The sequence below is a fragment of the Lysinibacillus sp. FW301-JW8 genome (genome assembly GCF_058788755.1).
The window spans coordinates 45,127-62,441 of sequence record NZ_JBYTBB010000013.1 but is presented as its reverse complement, the minus strand read 5'-3'; the positions used below and the strand labels follow the sequence as shown (position 1 = coordinate 62,441).

General features: G+C 37.4%; 14 protein-coding genes and 1 riboswitch. Of the genes, 11 read left to right on the top strand and 3 right to left on the bottom strand.

Annotated features, from left to right (window positions below):
* Positions 1-43 precede the first annotated feature (43 nt).
* Positions 44-157, top strand: a riboswitch (SAM riboswitch).
* A gap of 116 nt (positions 158-273) precedes the next feature.
* The 3 genes from AC3WOM_RS07745 to AC3WOM_RS07735 all read left to right on the top strand — a co-directional run bounded on the left by AC3WOM_RS07745 (position 274) and on the right by AC3WOM_RS07735 (position 3,861).
* A complete protein-coding gene (locus AC3WOM_RS07745; RefSeq protein ID WP_427541733.1) occupies positions 274-1,575 on the top strand; it encodes an O-acetylhomoserine aminocarboxypropyltransferase/cysteine synthase family protein in 1,302 nt (433 codons plus the stop codon).
* A gap of 380 nt (positions 1,576-1,955) precedes the next feature.
* Complete coding sequence (locus AC3WOM_RS07740; RefSeq protein WP_427541736.1) at positions 1,956-2,342, top strand: hypothetical protein; 387 nt, start codon at positions 1,956-1,958, stop codon at positions 2,340-2,342.
* A gap of 532 nt (positions 2,343-2,874) precedes the next feature.
* Positions 2,875-3,861 carry a homoserine dehydrogenase gene (locus AC3WOM_RS07735; protein WP_492445991.1) on the top strand — a complete coding sequence of 329 codons (987 nt, stop codon included), beginning with the start codon at positions 2,875-2,877 and terminating at the stop codon, positions 3,859-3,861.
* Between the two features lie 329 nt (positions 3,862-4,190).
* Here AC3WOM_RS07735 and AC3WOM_RS07730 read toward each other — a convergent pair whose 3' ends face one another.
* Positions 4,191-4,421, bottom strand: a complete 231-nt coding sequence (locus AC3WOM_RS07730; RefSeq protein WP_427541742.1) for a MerR family transcriptional regulator — start codon at positions 4,419-4,421, stop codon at positions 4,191-4,193.
* Between the two features lie 655 nt (positions 4,422-5,076).
* Here AC3WOM_RS07730 and AC3WOM_RS07725 point away from each other — a divergent pair.
* Genes AC3WOM_RS07725 through AC3WOM_RS07715 form a run of 3 tightly spaced genes read left to right on the top strand, consistent with a single transcriptional unit; the run spans position 5,077 to position 8,110 of the window.
* Positions 5,077-5,769, top strand: coding sequence for a response regulator transcription factor (locus AC3WOM_RS07725; RefSeq protein WP_427541745.1), 693 nt, complete (start codon positions 5,077-5,079; stop codon positions 5,767-5,769).
* A complete protein-coding gene (locus tag AC3WOM_RS07720) occupies positions 5,747-5,902 on the top strand; it encodes a hypothetical protein (RefSeq protein WP_427541748.1) in 156 nt (51 codons plus the stop codon). The genes AC3WOM_RS07725 and AC3WOM_RS07720 overlap by 23 nt, the downstream gene beginning before the upstream one ends.
* Before the next feature lie 15 nt (positions 5,903-5,917).
* Positions 5,918-8,110: a sensor histidine kinase gene (locus AC3WOM_RS07715; RefSeq protein WP_492445989.1), complete on the top strand. Its 2,193-nt coding sequence runs from the start codon at positions 5,918-5,920 to the stop codon at positions 8,108-8,110.
* A gap of 34 nt (positions 8,111-8,144) precedes the next feature.
* On the opposite strand, the gene AC3WOM_RS07710 is transcribed toward AC3WOM_RS07715, so the two are convergent.
* Complete coding sequence (locus AC3WOM_RS07710; protein WP_492445987.1) at positions 8,145-9,293, bottom strand: acyl-CoA dehydrogenase family protein; 1,149 nt, start codon at positions 9,291-9,293, stop codon at positions 8,145-8,147.
* Between the two features lie 432 nt (positions 9,294-9,725).
* Between AC3WOM_RS07710 and AC3WOM_RS07705 the strand changes: the two genes are divergently transcribed.
* The 4 genes from AC3WOM_RS07705 (at position 9,726) to AC3WOM_RS07690 (ending at position 14,510) form a co-directional block, all read left to right on the top strand.
* The gene (locus AC3WOM_RS07705) at positions 9,726-10,805 is read left to right on the top strand and encodes a metallophosphoesterase (RefSeq protein WP_492445985.1); all 1,080 of its coding nucleotides are present in this window, start codon (positions 9,726-9,728) and stop codon (positions 10,803-10,805) included.
* Positions 10,806-10,900: 95 nt separating this feature from the next.
* Positions 10,901-11,734 carry an undecaprenyl-diphosphate phosphatase gene (locus tag AC3WOM_RS07700; RefSeq protein ID WP_427541760.1) on the top strand — a complete coding sequence of 278 codons (834 nt, stop codon included), beginning with the start codon at positions 10,901-10,903 and terminating at the stop codon, positions 11,732-11,734.
* Between the two features lie 301 nt (positions 11,735-12,035).
* Positions 12,036-13,328 carry a protoglobin domain-containing protein gene (locus AC3WOM_RS07695; protein WP_492445983.1) on the top strand — a complete coding sequence of 431 codons (1,293 nt, stop codon included), beginning with the start codon at positions 12,036-12,038 and terminating at the stop codon, positions 13,326-13,328.
* Between the two features lie 219 nt (positions 13,329-13,547).
* The gene (locus tag AC3WOM_RS07690; protein WP_427541766.1) at positions 13,548-14,510 is read left to right on the top strand and encodes a 2-hydroxyacid dehydrogenase; all 963 of its coding nucleotides are present in this window, start codon (positions 13,548-13,550) and stop codon (positions 14,508-14,510) included.
* A gap of 75 nt (positions 14,511-14,585) precedes the next feature.
* On the opposite strand, the gene AC3WOM_RS07685 is transcribed toward AC3WOM_RS07690, so the two are convergent.
* On the bottom strand, positions 14,586-15,386 hold the full coding sequence (locus AC3WOM_RS07685) for a TIGR00266 family protein (protein WP_492445981.1): 801 nt from the start codon (positions 15,384-15,386) through the stop codon (positions 14,586-14,588).
* A 436-nt stretch (positions 15,387-15,822) separates the two neighbouring features.
* Between AC3WOM_RS07685 and AC3WOM_RS07680 the strand changes: the two genes are divergently transcribed.
* Positions 15,823-17,301: an aldehyde dehydrogenase family protein gene (locus tag AC3WOM_RS07680; protein WP_492445979.1), complete on the top strand. Its 1,479-nt coding sequence runs from the start codon at positions 15,823-15,825 to the stop codon at positions 17,299-17,301.
* Positions 17,302-17,315 lie beyond the last annotated feature (14 nt).

Below are 17,315 nucleotides of genomic sequence, written 5' to 3'. Positions count from 1 at the left end.
TATGATTATACTGTGTAACAACGATGGAAATTGAATCGCAATACTCTTATCAAGAGCGGCGGAGGGATAGGCCCTATGATGCCCGGCAACCAGCAAGTAACGAACTTGCTAAGGTGCTAATTCCTACAGATTCTTACTTGGATCTGGCAGATAAGGGGAGGAAAACTTGCAACTGCAACCCTCTTCTTAGCTGAAGGGGGTTTTTGTTTTCTACTGAAAAATCCTCCTCATCTCCGGTACCATCGTAAAAAAATAACCACTTGGAGGTATACAATGACAAATTTTAAACCAGAAACATTGCTGTTACATGGGGGCCAAGAGCCAGACCCGGTAACAGGATCTCGCACCGTACCCGTATATCGCTCTACGGCTTTCGTTTTTAAAGACACTGCTCATGCGCAACGTCTTTTTGCCCTAGAGGAAGCCGGCAATATTTACACACGTATTACGAACCCAACTGTAGATGTTTTTGAAAAACGCGTCGCTTTATTAGAAGGCGGTACAGCAGCAGTAGCACTATCATCTGGTGCAGCAGCGATAGCATTTTCAATTTTAAATCTTGCAGGTGCAGGGGATGAAATTGTTGCAGCTAGCTCTTTATACGGTGGTACTTATAATTTATTTGCTAACACACTACCAAACTATGGTATTAAAACGATTTTTGTAGATGAAACAAATCCTGAAAACTTCAAGGCAGCAATCACTGATAAAACAAAAGCAGTATTCGCTGAAATTTATGGTAACCCAAGCTTAAAAGTACTAGATATTGAGGCGGTGGCTAATATTGCACATGAAAACAGCTTACCATTAATTATCGATAGTACGTTTGCTTCACCATATGGCTCTACACCAATTGATTTTGGTGCCGATATTGTTGTTCACTCCGCAACAAAATGGATTGGTGGACATGGAACAACTTTAGGTGGCGTTGTAGTTGATGCAGGGAAATTTGATTGGACTCGTGGTCGTTTCCCAGGATTTACTGAGCCAGATGCTTCCTATCATGGCATCCGATATGGTATAGACACAGCAGCAGCTGCATTTGCTACAAAGCTGCGTGTACAATTACTACGTGACTTTGGGCCAACATTAAGTGCTGATGCGGCATTTAATTTATTACAAGGTTTAGAAACGCTTCATTTGCGTATCCCTAAACATAATGAAAATGCTTTAGCAGTAGCCGAATATTTACGAAACCACCCATCTGTGGAATATGTAAATTATAATGGCCTAGAAGATTTCCCCACACATGATTTAGCTAAAAAATATTTAAGAAATGGCTTCGGTTCTGTGTTAACATTTGGCATTAAAGGTGGACGTGAAGCAGGGCGTAAATTAATCGATAGTGTGAAATTATTCTCCCACGTAGCCAATGTAGGGGATGCTAAATCATTAATAATTCATCCAGCTTCTACTACACATCAGCAATTATCAGCTGAAGAGCTAATACAAACTGGTGTAACCGAGTCGCTCATTCGCTTATCAATCGGTTTAGAGGCAGTAGAGGATATAATTGCAGATTTAGAACAAGCTATTGAGCAAGTAACAGCTTCACAACAAAAGATTGAAGCATAAAAACATTGGCTAATGTTGTGGCGTTTACGTATTTTCTCATTCGATAAGCCTCATTTGGTAATGCGTAAAACGTTGCTACATCAAGCACTTATCTCATTCGATAAGTTATCTGAAATTTTTTATAAATAATACCTAGTAATTTTATAAGTATTATTGACTTAGTTAAAACCATGTTGTATACTAGGAAATAAGTTAAACGTTCGAAAGGCTACCAACCTAGAACCAATTTACAGCATCGATTTTTTGAACGATTCGGTGCCCAAAGGATACTATGATTCCATTCGTTTTCATAAGTGCTCCCCACTTTTGAAATATATATGAGTAGCTGCCAAGCCAGCAGCTACTCTCACTAAAAAACTGATGATAAAGGAGTGTTTTAAATGGGAAATGTTTATAGTGCACAAAACATTGCATCTTATCTTATTTACGAACTAAATGAAGGTCATGTGTTTGTGAACAACATGTCCATTCAAAACATACTGGCATCAGTTGAAAGTAAATGGCAACAAACTTTTGGACATTCTGCTTTTGAGGAAAACGTTTATGCAAAAGAGGAAGGCTATACAGTAAAAGAAGTTTTTGAGGCATACGAAGAATATGGAACGAGTCATATTCCTCTACCTGCGACAGAGTTTTATTTAAAATACGGCACATTTCAACTAGTTGAACGTACGTATGCTATACCGAATTTTACACAAGATGAAATAGGGCTTGTTCAGCAAGCTATTACACAATCTCGTTATCAGTTGTTAATAAAGGCTAGTTAATTCTCCCTCATATATTTGAGCTCATTCTCTGCTGCTACAGGGAATGAGCTTTTTAATTAAACAGAAATAGGGAGTAAGCTATTGTTGTAAATAATTTTATGACTGTCTATCAAAAGAACAATTTCTATAGATGTTGTAACATACATATATAATAGAAGAAAGACAATCCTTTTTATAAAATAATCGTCAATATTTGTTCATAGATTATAGAACATCTTAAAAAACGTATAATAAAGGGAATGAAACCGATTTCTTTTGCACGTCTAGGAAAAACAAATGTCCGTCCTAGAAAGATTCTTCTTGTGCAATGTATGTATTTGCGTTACAATTTTCTTTAAGTTAAATTTTGAATTATTTGAATTTGTTTGGTCAATCTATACGAGACAAATTTATTCTAGACGAGAGTGAAATACCAAAAAAAACATTTATCAAAGTTACTTCACAGGTATGTGCCAATTCAAAATTAGTACGGATGAAGCTAATGCTTAAATATAATGAAACTGCGGAATGTAAGTTGGAGGGAATAACAGGAATGGCAACTATAAAGGCAGCGATCTTAGGATTTGGGACGGTAGGTCAGGGGATTTACCATATATTAAACGAAAAGCGAGAAGAGCTTAAAAATAAATTAGGCATTGAGTTAGAAGTAGCAAAAATCTTAGTGACAGATGCTAGTCGTGAACGTGTACCAGGCACAGCACATTTGATGACAACTAGTATGGATGATGTATTAGCGGAACCAGGCATGCAGGTTGTTTTTGAGGCAATCGTGAATGAGGAGCCAGCTTTTACGTATTTAAAGCGTGCAGTTGAACATAAATGTCATGTCATCACTGCAAATAAGGTAATGTTCGCTAAGAGAGGCTTAGAGTTACAAGATCTTGCGAAAGTGAATGGTGTTTTTGTAGGTTATGAGGCAACAACTGCGGGCGGAGTACCTGTCATTAAAACAATGAAAAATATTTTACTTGTTAATGATGTAAGTCGTATTCAAGGCATCCTAAATGGGACATGTAACTATATATTAACGAAAATGCGTGCAGAAGGATGGTCGTTTGAGACGGCGCTAAAAGAAGCGCAAAATTTAGGGTACGCAGAGGCAGACCCATATAATGATATTTCAGGTCAAGATTCCTTTAAGAAATTAATGGTGTTAAGTGCATTGGCATTCGGTGAGCAGCCGAATTGGGCAGAAGTAGAAGTGATTGGCATTGACAGCATTTCAGCTGAACAGGTAAAGGAAGCAACTGCAAAAGGTCTGCGCTATCGTCATGTTGCAGAGGTAGAAAGACTAGCAGATGGTAAGATCATAGCCAAAGTAGAACCTTTATTAGTAGACGCAGAACACCCGCTGTATCCAGTCGATGATGTCAATAATGCTGTTGCCTTAGACACGAACTATATCGGCACTTTGACGCTTGTAGGACCTGGTGCAGGCATGTATCCTACAGCTAGTGTTATGGTTGAGGATTACGCTGAAATTATTGGTAAACGTGCTGGGTTTGTTGTGAGTATTTAACTTCTTTCATCAAAAATCTCCCACCTGTATAGATGGTGAGATGAATGCGAATTTTAGCTACTTTTCAGCGGGTGTCCAAATACCCGCTGAAAGAAGTTAAAGCCTCCGGCGGATGTCACGGAATCGAAAAGGAGTTAATAAAGGATGTTAGCCTAAAATCATCACATCCATGCGATAACGGCTAACTTACCTGCTTCATGCAGGCCTAAGCACAAAGACGATTCCAGATGCAATTATGCCGAGGCATAATTGATATAGTAAAACGCAAAGTTACAAGGATTGCCACTTGATAACTTTGCGTTTTTTGTTGAACGATCTACATTAATTTGTTAATCCTCGTCCTTCACATCGATATCCTCAGGTATTGGAGTATTACGCCAAATTTCTATTTCTTCTTTAATGCGCTCTAACTGATCAAAGTAAGTATTAAACTGTCCGCTATTAATTAAGATTTGGTCTCCATCATATACAGAACGAATACGTCCCTCGTAGACTAACCGTAGTATTTGGTCCTCAGACATACTAAGATCTATCGCTGTTTCCTCAACTGTTTTATACATAGGTTTCGCTCCTTTTATCTTGATTCAGCAAATCTTTACTGTGCGAAAGCGCAGCGACAGCAACAAATCTTTTACTGTGCGAAAGCGCAGCGACAGCAACAAATCTTTACTGTGCGAAAGCGCAGCGACAGCAACAAATCTTTTACTGTGCGAAAGCGCAGCGATAGCAACAAATCTTTTACTGTGCGAAAGCGCAGCGATAGCAACACACGACTGAGTGACCAACATCACGTTGGACCAAAGTCCTTGGTGGATATCACGAATTTTTAAAGAGGAGCTTTTCGAGCGAGCTCGAAAAAATCCACACGCAATTATGCTGATGCGTATAATTGATCGCTTTTATTATAACGTCCTTTTCTTAGGAAAGCATAATGTTTAACAGATCATTACAGTGGTAATTTAAAAATGATAATTGTTTGATTTTGGATAAATATGTATTATTAAAGATGATGACGTTTTCGATGAGGAAGGAGCCAGTATATGATATTTTCATTTTTCGTCCTTCTAGCTGCTATATTATTGGTATCAAAGGTACGATTCGTTCTGTATTTGGTGGAGGATTATTAATTAAAAGCTTAAGAAATTCTTCATTTTTATAATAAGTGGTTTTTAAGATTTAAACGGTACACTATTAATTGAGAGCGAGGTGTATATCATGACGAAACTAACAGTTCTTGTAACAGATGATGATCAAGATATTCGTGATGGTATTGAAATCTATTTAAAAAATGAAGGCTATAATGTGATAAAAGCTGCTGACGGTTTAGAAGCACTTGAAAAACTAAAAAACAATGAAGTACATTTAATTATTTTAGATATTATGATGCCCAATATGGATGGTATAACTGCGACGTTTAAAATTAGGGAGGAGCGCAATATTCCAATTATTATGCTTAGTGCTAAGGCAGAGGATGGCGACAAAATTCATGGATTATCTGTAGGTGCAGATGATTATGTAACAAAGCCTTTTCATCCATTAGAGCTGCTGGCACGTGTAAAATCACAGCTTCGTCGTTATGTACAGCTTGGGACGTACAATGAAGGTGCAACAAAAATAGAAATTGATGGACTGCTATTAGATGAAGATGCTAAGGAAGTAGTTCTAGAAGGTGAACCAGTTCGATTAACACCAATTGAATACAAAATTACGGAGTTATTAATGAAAAATGCAGGGCGTGTGTTTTCAATTCGGGAAATTTATGAGCGTGTTTGGAATGAAGAAGCCTATAATGCTGAGAATATTGTGGCTGTTCATATTCGAAAAATACGTGAAAAAATTGAAGCAGATCCGAAAAATCCACGCTATCTAAAGGTGGTATGGGGCGTTGGCTATAAAATGGAAAAATAAAATTGAACAATATATAACAATAATTGGTTTCGTAGCAGGAGTTATTGGGTTAATTTATTTCGGTATCTACGCCTATCAAATGGTAAATGCTCGCTCTTCTGAGGTACTACAATTACTTGAAAGAATTTTTTAGAGAGGAGTGTTCAGCATGGTGAAAAAATGGAAATCCCTTCTTGCACTTTTATATTTAATTTGGGCTATTTTCGGTATATTTACATTCACTAGGGTAGGGTATCAATATATTGGAAAATCTTATTTTCAATCTGAAAATTTTCAGCATGAAATTGATAATTTTCAATCACAGTTAGGGCCATTAGTATTAAATTTACCAACTGCTGAGGATTTAAAAAGTAAAATAGAGGTTAATCAAAATGAAATTGAAGATCACCGTAATTATTTTGGATCTTTGGGAGAACAGATTGATAGCATAAAGCTTCAATATGAAGATCGCATTCAGGAAGCTGCTAATGTGAATGCAACAGATTTAAAAACAAAGCTTGAAAAAGAACGAGATGAAAAGATAAAAGATATTACAGCTAATTTTGAGGATGATGAGCATGTCCGGAAAAAAATCCTTGCTCAAAAAGAAGAAGTTGTTGATCAATATATAAAGGCAGCAAAAGATGAAGCAAAAAGTTTTGCGAAAAACTATAATTATTGGTCCTATGAATTAACGAACACAGAGACAGGTAAAATATATCGTTCAGGTGATGTTTCTGAAAGTAGTGCCTATAAAATAAGATATACGTCGCAGCATCCATTAACTACTTGGAACATTAGTGATAATTTAAGTCATATTTTTTATCGAACGGATACCAATGTTGAAACAGAGATTCTAAGAGAAACTGCTGACTACACGGGTATTATTACAATTTCTAAAAAATCGGCTCAATTAGCAAGTATTATGGACGGCTATGAGCAGTTTACACGCAATCAATATATTTTCTTCTTTATTTGGATAACAGGTATTGTAGCGGCTGTTTTTGCATGGAGAGGGCGCAAAGAAGTACTGCTGGTAGTACAGGGTATCAAGGAAAAAGAAGCCCTTGCTAAGATGAAAATTGATTTTCAGCTAATAGTATTGTTTATATCTGGCTGTATATATTGGGTTACATCACAAATTGCCTTTGAATCCATCGAATACTATTACCAAAATAATTATGTAAGCTATGTACTAAGTTTTATATTTAAAGTAGGGGCACTATTTATTGTTGGTATTTTGTTCTACGTTCAGCTTATATGGTTATATGATCGAGTGAATACAGCTAAGAAACTAGAGGAAAATTTAAAGGCCAGCTATTTATGGGCATTAGGGGATTCGATGACTGATTTATTTATCAATCGATCCATTGCACTGCATTCTTTTGTCATGATTGGTGCAGCCTTTTTCGGAGGTGGTAGCCTTGTAGCTTCCATGTTGCGAGGCGGAGGATTCCCTGTACTAGTTTTGGGTATTTGTGCAATTATAGGTTTTCCATCCGTTATTGTCTTTCTATCTAGAATGGGCTATTTAAACCGTATTATGAAGGATACAAAGGATATGGCGGAGGGACGCTTAAATCGGGATGTCAAGGTAATAGGCAAATCGCCGCTTAAGGAACATGCTGAAAATCTTAATCATTTAAGAGAAGGTGTTCGTACATCTATGCATGAGCAGGCAAAAAGTGAGCGTTTAAAAACAGAGCTTATTACGAATGTTAGTCATGATTTGCGTACACCACTGACATCCATAATTACCTATACTGATTTACTAAAAAATCCTGACATTACAGAGGAAGAGCGTAAACAATATATTCACATACTAGATAAAAAATCAGAGCGTTTGAAAGTACTGATTGAGGATCTTTTTGAGGTTTCGAAAATGGCAAGTGGCAATATTGAGCTTCATCGAAGTAGAGTCGATTTAACGCAGTTAATACAGCAGGCAGTAGGGGAACATGAGGAGGATTTAGTACAGGCTCATTTAGATTTAAGAATGACAAAGCCTAATGAACCAATATATGCTTATGTCGATGGGCAAAAATGGTGGAGACTAGTCGATAATTTAATTGTCAATGTATTAAAATATGCATTAGAAGGTACACGGGTTTATGTTACATTGAAACGTACAGCAGATGGCGATGCTGAATTTACGGTGAAGAATGTAGCTAAATATGAAATTAGCGAGGATGCTGAGGAATTATTTGAACGCTTTAAACGAGCAGATGCTTCAAGACATACAGAGGGCTCAGGGCTGGGCTTAGCAATCGCTCAATCCATCGTAGATCTTCACGGTGCTCGAATGAGTATAGATGTGGATGGGGATTTATTTAAGGTCATCGTTCGGATTCCAGCAGTATAGTAAAAACAGCGGCAAGCAGTTTGCCGCTGTTTTATTATAAGCCTAAGTTTTTAGCTATAATTACTTTCATGACTTCATTGGTTCCCGCATAGATGGACATAACAGGAATATCTCGGTATCTTCGAGCAATTTTATATTCTTCCATATAACCGTAGCCTCCGTGCAATTGCATGCATTGAATAGCAAGCTCACGTGCATTTTCCGTGATCCAATATTTAGCCATGGATACTTTTGTGACAACATCATGTCCTGCAATATGCTCTTCAATTAAGGATTCTAAAAAGGATTTACCAAGCTCAATTTTTGTGGCCATTTCAGCTATCTTAAATTGAGTATTTTGAAAATTAGCAATAGATTTTCCGAATGCTTCTCTTGATTTTACATAATCAATTGTCAAAGCTAACATATCTTCAGCAGCTGTCTGTGCAGCAATAGCAACTGCTAAACGTTCCTGTTGTAGCTTTTCCATCATATAGATAAAGCCTTTTCCTTCTTCACCAAGAAGGTTTTCTACAGGAACTCGACAGTCCTCGAAATATAGCTCAGCTGTATCCTGTGCGTGCATTCCGACCTTATCAAGTTTACGCCCTTTTATGAAACCTGCTGTGCCATCCTCGATGACTAGAAGGCTTATGCCGCGATGTTTTTTTTCAGCCTGAGGATTTGTCTTCACCGCAACAACTGCTAAGTTTGTATGAATGCCATTTGTGATAAACGTTTTTTGTCCATTAACGACATAATGATTGCCGTCACGAATAGCTGTAGTTTGAATATTTGCCAAGTCGGACCCAGCACCTGGTTCTGTCATTGCAATGGCAGTAATATAGTCGCCTGTAACACATTTAGGTAACCAAAGTGCTTTTTGCTCTTGTGAGCCATATGCTTCGATATAAGGCACGACAATATCATTGTGCAGACCAATGCCAATAAGACTGGAGCCTATTCTTTCCAACTCCTCTTGAATGATGACACCAAAGCTAAAATCTAATCCAAGGCCGCCAAATTGCTCTTCTACCTGTGGACATAGATAGCCCATTTCTCCGAGCTTATGCCAAAAGTTGAGTGGTATGAGGTGATCCTTTTCCCATTGTGCATAGTGTGGCTCGGCTTCCTCTGCTAAAAACTTACGTATAGTTTTACGGAATAACTCATGCTCTGCTGATTCAAATTTATACCTTGTCATTTGAATAACACCCCTTTTAGCTAGTAAATGCGTAAATTTACTTTCCTTGTTGTTATAATACTGGAAAAATTGTGAAAATAAAAGTGCTATATTATTTTGAGTGATTCATGAAAGATGACGAAAATGTCACTAATCCAAGGGAAATGTCATGTTAATCGTGAGAAAAAACAGAAAGAGGCAGGGTACAATTTAATTGGCAATAGGACCCTTTAGTAGTTTATCTTGATTCGGCGGGTGTACAAACCCCTGCTGAATCAAAAGCCCCGGCGGATGTCACGGATTTTGAAGAGGGGTTTTTCGAGTGAACTCGAAAAAATCCGAACGCAATGCAATTACGCTGGGGCGTAATTGATTCCAAGTACTTATTAAAATATGAATGATAAAGATAATGCTATAATCAATTAAGAATAAATGAAAGTAGAGGACTAGAATATGCCAAAAGTAATAGGTGGAATTCTTCTATTAAGTATTTATAGCGCATTAACATTTTACATAGGGTGGGGATTAAGGCAGTGGCTTGTTTCACTGGGATGGTTTCGTTATCCTATACTCTATTGGTTAGTACTGTTTGTTGCTGCATTTAGCATTGTTATCGGAAGACTGCATGAATCTTTAAAAATATTCTCAGTAATAGGCAATTATTGGATGTTTGTTTTTGAATACGGATTATTGATTTGTTTAACAGCACATGTAGTAATTTGGTTAAGCCCCTTTAAAGATGTGCAAATAATTGGTAGTATAGCAATTGCTATGTTGTTTGTATTAGCCATTGTTGGTTCCTATTTAGCGTATTCTCCTGTAGTTCGTCATTTAGAGTTCACGATGGATAAAAAAACTAGTGAGTTAGAAACTTTGAGAGTTGTTATGGCATCGGATTTTCATTTAGGTATTCTTTCACATAAAAGACATTTAGAGCGCTTTGTTACACTAGCTAATGAGGCAAAGCCAGATATTGTTTTTTTAGCTGGAGATATTGTGGATGATGATCCTAAATGGTTTGTAGATGAGGGAATGGCAGATGTGATGAAGCAGCTAACTACTACATATGGCGTGTATGGTGTACTGGGTAATCACGAATATTACGGTAAGAAAATTCCTGAGTTTGTTGTAGAGATGGAGAAAGCCCATGTGAAAATTTTACGAGATGAAACTATTCGGATTGATAATACGTTAATATTAACTGGTCAAGAGGATCTTACTAACAAGGAAAGAAAGCAACTTGATGCTTTGAAATTAACAGATGATCTGCCATGGTTTGTTATGAATCATACGCCAAATGATTTAAAAACACCTGCAGATTTAGGTGTAGATTTTCATATGTCAGGACATACGCATAAAGGACAGCTTTGGCCTAATCAGTATATAACATCTCGTGTATTTGAGCTCGATTACGGTTATAAGATGAAGGAGCAAATGCATACACTTGTTTCATCAGGTTTTGGCTTTTGGGGTCCTCCGATGAGAATAGGTAGCCGTTCAGAACTATGGGTAGTGGATATACGTTTTCGATAACCTATAGTAATAGCTATTTGAGGTAAGTTGATAATCATAGATCTTCCTCTAACCATAGATAATCAGTAATATTCAAAAAAAGGTAAGGTGACAACGTGGAAATCATAGAGTTATTAAAGGCACTTATTTTAGGTTTTGTAGAGGGTATGACAGAGTTTGCGCCAGTTTCGTCGACAGGTCATATGATTATTGTAGACGATATGTGGTTAAAAACTGAGGAATTTTTAGGGATGTATCCCGCCAATACGTTTAAAATAGTTGTACAATTAGGTTCAATATTAGCTGTCGTTGTAGTAATGTGGAAACGAATGCTAAACCTAGTTGGACTTTATAAAATTGATGGGCAATCAACATCTGTGAAAGGTCACTTCAACTTATTGCATGTAATTGTAGGGATGTTACCAGCAGTTGTGTTAGGTTTTGCCTTTAAAGATTTTATAGATGACCATTTATTTAAAGTAGAACATGTTATTTATGCATTAGTGGCTGGTGCTCTTTTAATGATTGCAGCAGATAAGCTTGCTCCAAAAAGACCAAAAGTGGATTCGCTAGATAAAATCTCTTACGGTTTAGCATTTAAAGTAGGCTTAGTACAATGTTTATCACTGTGGCCAGGGTTCTCCCGTTCTGGTGCAACGATTTCTGGTGGTGTACTATTTGGTATGAGTCACCGTGTAGCAGCAGATTTTACTTTTATTATGGCAGTGCCAATTATGGCAGGAGCTAGTCTAGTCTCTGTATTGAAAAACTGGGATACGTTGTCCATGGATTATTTGGGCTTCTATGTAGTAGGCTTTATTAGTTCATTTGTCTTTGCATTACTTTCAATTAAATTCTTTTTAGCGCTCATTTCTAAAGTGAAATTAATGCCATTTGCTATTTACCGTTTAGTATTAGCAGCCGTATTAGCTATTGTTATTTTTATGTAATTTAGATAGTCACTCTTCTTTTAAAAAGACGAGTGGCTTTTTTGTCGATTTAACCGTTCAAACCTACAAAATTTAGGGTAAAACCGAAAAAAATGACTTATAGACAGTAAAAAAGACCTTAATATTCTAAAAATTGATGGGAAATTAACTCGAAAACAGACGGAATTTACCTATATATTGTAACTTTTATGGATTAGACCTTATAATAGATGCAGATGCAATCTGGATACTTGTTACTTTTAGTTATTAGTTAGTAGGATAGATATAGTGTGGCCAAGAACATATGCATGAGGTGGAGAGAATGTTTCGAATTGGAAATAGGCCTAAGAAAAATACAATTGAAATTTGTGATGAATCAAGTATAGGGGTTATTATTCAAGATCAGGAACGTTTGTTACAAATAAATCTTATAAATCTGACTAGACAGGATTTACGGCTGATAAGGAGTTTAAAGCCTTATATCGAACGCAATGTCGTAGAGGTAGTGGCAGCATTCTATCAAGCGGTAGAAGGTGTGCCATCCTTACTTGAGGTAATTCAAAAGCATAGCTCCAGCGAGCGTTTACGCCAAACATTACGCCATCATATTATAGAAATGTTTGAAGGACGTATAGATGAGGCCTTTGTGGAGAAGAGAAGACGAGTTGCAAAAATGCATGTGAAGATTAATCTATATCCTAAATGGTACTTAGCTGCCTTTCAAAATCTTGAAAAATCATTAAGAAAAATAGTTTATCAGCTTCAGTTATCAAAGGACGATGAAGAAAAGTTTTGTGAAGCCATCAGTAAAATTTGTAATTTAGAGCAGCAGATTGTTTTAGAGGAATACGATAATTATGCGAATACATTAATGGAAGAGCACCGAAATAGTGTGCGTACACATGTTAAGGATATTATTGGTGGGATATCAACACGATTAGAGACTCAATCCCATAGTACGAATGAGACTGTTACGGAGCTTATTTTTAGTGCCAAGGAAGTTAATGAATATTTGAATGACAGTATTAATGAAGCAAAAATAATGCAAAAAGTATCCAATGAAGGTTATTCCAAAATAATATTGATGAATGAGCAAACTGGAAAAATACATCATAAGACGGTTGATATGGCAGGAATGGTAGGGGAATTAGATAAATCTTCCTCTAAAATTAATGATGTTGTTGAAATAGTTAAAAGTATTTCTGGTCAAACAAATTTACTTGCATTGAATTCAGCGATTGAGGCTGCGCGTGCTGGTGAGCATGGGAAAGGTTTTGCTGTTGTAGCAAATGAGGTTCGGAAGCTTGCAGATCAAACCAAACATTCAGTGGAGCAAATTGCTGATCTAATAAAAATGTCTAATGGGATAACAAATCAGGTTGTCCATGCAATACAAGAGATTCAAGAGCTAGTGAATAATAGTATGAAACAAAATGCAGAATCTTTAAAAGCATTTGATGCTATATCTGGCTCAGTAGAGGGCTCTATCACTAATTTCCAAAATGTTGGACAGCAAATAATCGAATTAGCTGCTATTATCGAAACGATTGGTGAATCTTCAAAGGAGTTGGAAAAAGTAGCTAATCGATTAGATACAACAATTAGAGATTTCTAAATATGTTAAAACTATGCATAAAGTTTTGCATAGTTTTTTATTGTAACTCGATAAAACTGCTTTTTAGAAGGATAGAACCATTTATAGACAGATGAACATAATTATTGTCAGAAAGAAGGCAAGAGCAAATTAGCGAAGATAAGAATGCCCTAGAAAATGCTTGTACGAAGTGTTACGCTATAGGCGAATTGGGGAAATAAAAAGAGGGGTGTTCGGAGTATGAAAAAGAAATTATTTATTACACGTAAGTTCCCTACGCATATAGTGGAGCTATTGCAAGAGTACTATGAAATCGAGCAATGGGAGGAGGAAGAGGAGGTTATACCACGGGATAAATTGTTGTCAGCTGTTACCGATTGCGAGGTACTTTGGGTAACTATTACAGATCAAGTGGATGAAGAGCTGTTATCGCACGCACCCAATCTTAAATTAGTGACAAATTTAGCTGTCGGCTTTAATAATATTGATGTTAAAGCTTTACGCAAAAGAGGCATAATGGCAACAAATACGCCTGGAGTCTTAACAAATACCACTGCAGATTTAGTATTCGGCTTATTGCTTGCAACTGCAAGGAGAATTCCAGAAAGCGAACGATATTTACGTGAGGGTAAATGGAAAAGCTGGTATCCAATGCAATTAGTAGGAAAAGACGTGTCTGGAGCTACTATTGGAATTATTGGAATGGGGCGTATTGGGCAGGTTGTAGCAAGACGTGCAAAAGGCTTTGATATGAAGATTTTATATAATAATCGAAGACGTCGGCATGAGGCAGAGGAAATGTACGGATTTAAGTATGCTTCACTAGAGGAGCTTTTAAAGCAATCGGATTTTGTTGTTATTATGACGCCATATAATAGTGATACTGTGGGTCTTATCGGAGCAGAGGAGCTTGCCTTAATGAAGGATGACGCAGTGTTAATCAATGCATCACGCGGTGGCATTATTGATGAAGATGCACTCTATCATACATTGAAAAAAGGTAAGCTATGGGCTGCAGGGTTAGATGTTTTTGAGCATGAGCCTATTTCATTGGATCATCCATTATTGACGCTGCCAAATGTTGTGGCACTTCCACATATCGGCAGTGCATCGCTTGAGACGAGAACGGCTATGTTCATGCTGAACGTGAAAGCACTTACTGCATATGGACAGGGAAAGGCTGTTTCGAATAGGATCGATTAATGACACCTCTTGTAAAAGCAAAATAAAAAAGGAGCACATCGTAGTTAGATGTGTTCCTTTTGGTGGAAAATGGCATTATCTATTAAATAAATCAAATAAACCGCCAATACCGCCCTCACCTTTAGATTGACCGCCGCCGCCTTGAGAAATTGGCGCTGCTGCGAAGACGCGGCTTGCTAAACGGCTAAATGGTAATGATTGAATCCATACTTTACCAGGACCCTTTAAAGTAGCAAAGAAGATACCTTCGCCACCAAACAATGCCGTTTTTACGCCGCCAACCATTTCGATATTGTAGTCTACATCAGATGTCATAGCAACCAAACATCCCGTATCTACGCGTAATACTTCGCCAGGCTGTAAAGTTTTTTCGTGAATAGCTCCACCTGCATGTACGAAGGCCATACCATCACCTTCGAGTTTTTGCATAATAAAGCCTTCACCACCAAAGAACCCTACGCCAATTTTTTTCTGGAATTCAACACCAACTGAAACGCCTTTGGCAGCAGCTAAAAATGCATCCTTTTGACAAATAATTTTCCCGTTTAATTGACTTAAATCCATTGGAATGATTTTTCCTGGATATGGAGAAGCAAAATAAACATGGCGCTTCCCTGAACCAGCATTCGTAAATGTTGTCATAAATAAGCTTTCACCAGTAACAAGTCGTTTTCCTGCACCAAGCAGTTTCCCCATAATGCCGCTATTTTGGCTACCTTTTGAGCCATCACCGAAGATTGTTTCCATATGGATTCTATCATCCATCATCATTAAGGCTCCTGCTTCAGCTACTACTGTTTCTTGAGGATCAAGCTCAACTTGTACATATTGCATATCGTCTCCAAAAATTTTGTAGTCAATTTCATGATTATTCATAATGGGATTCCTCCAAAAGTAATTTTGTTGTTACTGTATACGATTATAAGTGACATTAGTTTCATTGCATAATTAATTATTTTAGAAAAAAAGGGAATAACATAGAAAATGTCGAATATAAAAAACTAGAATGTGTATTATTTATTTTCGTTTAGTCAATCGCCTTAATGATCGTTAATAATCACAAAAGGCACCATCTGTGGGAAATGCTTTAAGGTCTTTTCTACGGAAGTCAGCTAATAGAAAATAAAGCCTCTGGCGGTTGTCACCGATGTTGCTAACGTAAAGCTTTGCTCTGCAGGTGAAATGTTTGGTGAAAATTCGGAATTTTGACATATTTAATATTGATTAAATAGAATGATAGATAATACCTGCATGCGATGTAACAATTAGCAACGTAGCCGAGGCATCTAGATTACTTCAGGGGGTGTGAGTATTGGAAATCAAAAACTTTATCGGTGGTGAATGGGTAACACATTCCCATTTACAAAGTATGGCAGTGACGAACCCTGCGAACGGAGAGCAACTAGCAACAATTCCGCGTTCCACAGTAAGTGAGGTAAATGAAGCGGTAGCGGCTGCTAAGCAAGCACAAAAAAGCTGGGCATTAGTACCCGCGCCTAAACGTGCTGATTATTTATATGCCATCGGTCAAAAAATGAAAGAGAAAAAGGAATATTTGGCGACCGTTTTAACAAAAGAGATGGGAAAGGTTATTGAAGAGGCTAGAGGTGAGGTACAGGAAGGGATAGACATGGCCTATTATATGGCTGGTGAGGGGCGGAGATTGTTTGGGGAAACAACCCCGTCTGAACTTGCTAATAAATTTGCAATGAGTGTCCGGGCACCTATAGGGGTTGTCTGCTTAATTACACCTTGGAATTTCCCAGTAGCGATCGCAACATGGAAATCATTCCCTGCTATTGTTGCCGGAAACACATTTATTTGGAAGCCCTCTAATGAGACACCAATGATGGCCTATGAAATGGGCAAAATTTTTGAAGAAATAGGCCTGCCAAATGGAGTGGCAAATATTGTATTTGGTAGTGGCCCAACAGTAGGAACAGCATTAATTGAGCACCCAAATGTTAAGGTTATCTCATTTACCGGCTCAACAACTACAGGAAGTAAAGTAGCAGAGCTTGGTGGAAAACACCTGAAAAAGATTTCACTAGAGATGGGTGGCAAAAATGCAGTAATTGTTATGGATGATGCTGATTTACAGCTCGCTACGGAAGGAATTTTATGGAGTGCATTTGGCACAGCTGGTCAAAGGTGTACGGCATGTAGTCGAGTGATTGTGCATAAAGATGTAAGAGAAGAACTAGAAAAACGTCTATTGGATGAAATGCAAAAATTAACAATTGGGAACGGCCTAGATGGACACGTAAAAATAGGGCCAGTAATTAATAAAGCATCATTAGAAAAAATCAATCACTATGTCCAAATTGGTAAACAAGAAGGGGCGACATTGTTAGCAGGTGGCAGAATATTAAACGAAACACCCTATGATAAAGGATTTTATTATGAGCCGACACTGTTTACTAATGTTAAGCCAGACATGATTATTGCACAGGAGGAAATCTTTGGACCTGTCGTTTCAATAATCGAAGTAGCAAGTATAGAGGAAGCGATCGAAGTAAACAATGGCGTAAAATTTGGCTTATCCAGCTCAATTTTCTCACAGAATGTGAATACAATTTTCCGCGCACAGCGAGATTTAGACACAGGGATTGTTTATGTGAATGCAGGCACAACTGGGGCAGAAATCCATTTACCATTTGGTGGCACAAAAGGGACGGGGAATGGTCACCGTGATTCAGGTGTAGCTGCCTTAGATGTTTATACGGAATGGAAAAGTATTTATGTAGACTATAGCGGTAAATTACAAAGAGCACAAATCGATACAGAGTAACAGATCAACGAAAG